The sequence below is a fragment of the Corallococcus sp. 4LFB genome (genome assembly GCF_046520365.1).
In the GTDB taxonomy this organism is placed as follows: domain Bacteria; phylum Myxococcota; class Myxococcia; order Myxococcales; family Myxococcaceae; genus Corallococcus; species Corallococcus caeni.
On the sequence record NZ_JBKGHJ010000645.1, the window covers coordinates 1 to 3856 of the forward strand.

Consider the following 3856-nt stretch of genomic DNA (forward strand, 5'->3'; position numbering starts at 1 on the left):
CGAGCGGCTGGCCCTGCTCTCACGGCTCTGCGAGTCGGAGTCCGTCCAGGGCCGGAGCCAGGAAGCCGCCACCGTCTGCGGGCAGATCATCACCGAGGCCCCCGGCTCCAGCGCGGCCCAGCTGGCCCAGCGCCGCCTGCGTCAGGCCTCGCCTCCCGCCAAGGCCGCCCCCTCCACGCCCGCGCAGTAGGGGAGGGGGGCAGTCCACATGACCGATGCGTCGGCGGCCCGGGTCCTGGATAATGGGGCCATGAGGTCGGACGTGCACGCTCCCCCCGTGAACAGCCCCCGGAAGTCGCCGCCCCGCCGGATCCGCCGTGGCCAGGCCATGGTGGAGTACTCGATGATCAACTGGGTGTTGATCGTCGGGCTCGTCATCGGCGCCACGGTGAAGATCCGCTGGAACGAGGACAAGCAGACCAACGTCATCGACCTGTTCCTCGAGGCGTACCAGATTTATTACGACTCGTTCTACTTCGTGCTGAACCTGCCGTTCCCCTGAACGGGACGGAAGAAGGCCGCGGATCAGGCCCGTGTGTCGTGCCGTCCTCCCTGCCGGGCGGACAGGCGCCGCGAGCCCCGGGTGTCCCGGGATTCCGCTTTGTCACGAGAGGTGGTTTTGACACCCGCTCTGGGGCATGGCTAACATCTTGCCCCGTTCGCGCCCTGGCATCGCCCCCTCGTCCAAAGCTGTCCTGCCGCCACGACGGCGCCCCACCGTTCTGGAGGACCTAGAACCATGTTGAAGGGTAAGACCCCGCTCGTCGTCGCACTGGTGCTCGGTTTGCTCGCCGGCATCGTGGCCTACTCGGCCATCAAGAAGAAGGAATCGGATGTGCGTCGCGGGTGGAACCTGGTGCCCGTGGTGGTGGCGGGCCAGGACATGCCCGAGGGTTCGGTCATCACGTACGAGATGATCTCCCAGCGCTCCGTGCCGGAGCAGTTCGTCACCTCGTCGGTGGTGAAGCCGGACTCCGCCAACTACATCGTGAACCAGAAGGTGCTGGTGGCGCTGCAGGCCGGCGACCCCATCCTCTGGAGCCAGTTCGAGACGACGAAGGCCGCCGAGCGCCTGTCCACGAAGGTGCAGAAGAAGGCGCGCGCCATCACCATCGAGGCGAAGCAGACCACGTCCGTGGGCGGGTGGATCCGCCCCAACGATCACGTGGACATCATCGGCACGTTCCGCGATCCGCAGACGGATGAGAGCGTCGCCGTGACGCTGCTGCAGAACATCATCGTGGTCGCCACGGGCAAGATCACCGGCACCACGAACATCAACCTCATCCCGGAGAACCAGCGCGAGTACAACAACGTCTCGCTGATGGTGCTGCCGGAAGAGGCGGAGATCCTGGTGCTGGCGGCGGAGCTGGGGCAGCTGACGCTGTCGCTGCGCAACGAGGACGACGTGGACCTCATCGAGGAGCGCGGCCGCGCCACCATCAGCACGCTGCTGTCCGGCGAGCGCACCCGCGTGCTGGAGCAGAAGCGCCGGGAGATCATCCAGATCATCAAGGGCGGTGGCAGCGGCGAGAAGGCCTCGGCCGGCTCCCCGTAGTCGTCGCGCGCGGGCCGCTTCCAGGCTGAAGCGGCCCTGCCGACCCCTCCCTCATCCCCCGGGGATTCGCGCCCATGCTCGCAGGTATCGTCCTCCTCCTCGTCACCGGCTCGGTGTTCTTCTTCAGCCTGGTGATCTTCAGCGTCCTGTCGAAGGCGTACGAGCAGTACCAGGAGCGGTACGTCGCCAAGTCGATGAACGACTTGAGCGACATGTTCCTCTTCATCGACGCGCGGCAGATGTTGATCCTCAACATCGCCTGCATGTGCCTCCTGGGCATCCTCAGCTACATCATCTTCAACCCCATCCTGGCGGTGCTGGCGACCATCTTCGGCTTCTTCCTGCCGATGCTGCTCGTGAAGCACTACCGCAAGCGCCGCATCAAGAAGTTCAACGTGCAGCTGGTGGACGCGCTGCAGGCCATGGCCAACGCGTTCAAGGCGGGCCTCACGTTCCCCCAGGCCATCGAGCACGTGGCGCGCGAGGCGATGCCGCCCCTGTCCCAGGAGTTCGGCCTCTTCGTGAAGGAAGTGAAGCTGGGCGTGCCCCTGGAGGAGGCGCTCGTCAACATGGGCCGCCGCGTGGGCAGCGACGACCTGGAGCTGGTGGTGGTGTCCACCAACATCGCGCGCCAGCTGGGCGGCAACATGGCGGAGATGTTCGAGACCATCTCCACGGTGATCCGCGAGCGCTTCCGGCTGGAAGGCAAGATCGACGCGCTGACGTCCCAGGGCAAGCTCCAGGGGTGGATCGTCGCGGCCATGCCGGCGGTCCTGGGCATGGTGCTCAACTACATGCGTCCGGACCTGATGGAGCCGATGATGAACCACATCTTCGGCTACATCCTGGTGACCCTGATCGCCATCATGGAGATCATGGGCATCCTCATCATCCGGCGCATCGTCAACATCGACATCTGAAACGGGGCGCACCGTGCAGGAAGTCCTGACAGTTCTGCTGATGGGCAGCTCGGCACTGCTGACCGCGGGCGCGGTGGCGTTCCTGGGCATCGGCCTGTACTCCAACGTCCTGGAGCGCTTCCTGTCGGAAGTCCGGGACGAGTCCGCGGGCGGCGTGAAGGGCGCGGGCTCCGTCGCCATCCGCAAGCTGGGCGCGATGAACCGGCGCTTCATGTGGCCGGGCTACGAGTCCAAGACGCGCCGCAAGCTCATCAAGGCGGGCGAGCCGTCGCAGTACAAGCCCGAGGACATCATGGCGCTGCAGGAGATCAGCGCCTTCTTCGCCCTGCTGGCCGGCCTGTTCGTGGTCAACGGCATCGGGATGAACCTGGCGTGGTCGCTGCTGGTGATGCTGCTGGGCCTGTTCTATCCGCTCATCTGGTTGAACGACCAGGTGAAGCGCCGTCACCTGGCCATCAGCCGCGCGCTTCCGTACAACCTGGACCTGCTGACGCTGTCGGTGGAAGCGGGCATGGACTTCACGGGCGCGCTGGCGAAGGTGGTGGAGAAGGGCCGCCAGGGTCCGCTGCGTGAGGAGCTGCAGCTGGTGCTCAAGCAGCTCAAGATGGGCAAGACGCGCGAAGAGGGTCTCAAGAGCATGATCGTGCGCGTGGACCTGCCGTCCCTGACGACGTTCGTCACGGCGCTGATCCAGGCGGACAAGATGGGCACGAGCCTGGGCAAGGTGCTGCGCATCCAGTCCACGCAGATGCGCATCGACCGCACGCAGCGCGCGGAGAAGCTGGCGGGTGAGGCCCCGGTGAAGATGTTGTTCCCGCTCATCGCCTGCATCTTCCCGACGGTGTTCATGGTGCTCTTCGGGCCCATCGTGTTCCAGTTCATGTTCGGCAACGTCGGGGGCTAGTCCTCTGCCCATCCTGCTCACCATCACCCAGGGGCTCCAGGTCGGACGGGAGCTCGCCTTCGAGCAGGCCGAGGTGAAGATCGGCCGGACCTCGGAGAACGACCTGGTGCTGCATGACCACGGTGTCTCCCGGCGTCATGCCCGCATCACGGCCCGGGATGGGCGCTACTTCGCCGAGGACGTCGGCAGCGCGAACGGCACGCAGCTGAACGGCCAGCCGCTGGGCGGCGAGAAGCAGCTGCGCGACGGCGACCGCATCACCGTCGGTCCGGTGGAGTTCACGTTCGTCTGGGTGGCGCCGGAGGATGACGACGACGTCACCCGGCCCATCCGGCGCGCGCTCGCGCCGCCGCACGCGCGGGTGTCGCCGCAGGGCGTGGAGCAGGCCTCGCTCGCGGAGATCGAAGCGGCGCCCACGAGCTACCAGCCGTCGATGCCCGCGATGGCGCGGCCCGCGTCCCTGCCGCGCCCCGG

Annotated in this window: 5 protein-coding genes and 1 pseudogene; all 6 read left to right on the plus strand. The window is 66.6% G+C overall.

Translation table 11 applies throughout. The annotated features are described in order from the left end of the window. Nucleotides 1-190 (plus strand): annotated as a pseudogene (locus tag ACLEQD_RS38715) (hypothetical protein); the annotation flags it as partial. A gap of 72 nt (nucleotides 191-262) precedes the next feature. Then, a complete protein-coding gene (locus tag ACLEQD_RS38720) occupies nucleotides 263-502 on the plus strand; it encodes a hypothetical protein (protein ID WP_171421127.1) in 240 nt (79 codons plus the stop codon). A 237-nt stretch (nucleotides 503-739) separates the two neighbouring features. Then, nucleotides 740-1558, plus strand: a complete 819-nt coding sequence (cpaB, locus tag ACLEQD_RS38725) for a Flp pilus assembly protein CpaB (RefSeq protein ID WP_410390894.1) — start codon at nucleotides 740-742, stop codon at nucleotides 1556-1558. A 74-nt stretch (nucleotides 1559-1632) separates the two neighbouring features. After that, complete coding sequence (locus ACLEQD_RS38730) at nucleotides 1633-2478, plus strand: type II secretion system F family protein (protein WP_206793217.1); 846 nt, start codon at nucleotides 1633-1635, stop codon at nucleotides 2476-2478. 13 nt (nucleotides 2479-2491) lie between these two features. After that, on the plus strand, nucleotides 2492-3382 hold the full coding sequence (locus tag ACLEQD_RS38735) for a type II secretion system F family protein (protein ID WP_410390896.1): 891 nt from the start codon (nucleotides 2492-2494) through the stop codon (nucleotides 3380-3382). A 73-nt stretch (nucleotides 3383-3455) separates the two neighbouring features. Further along, a partial coding sequence (locus ACLEQD_RS38740; protein ID WP_410390898.1) for an FHA domain-containing protein occupies nucleotides 3456-3856 on the plus strand: 401 nt, incomplete at its 3' end.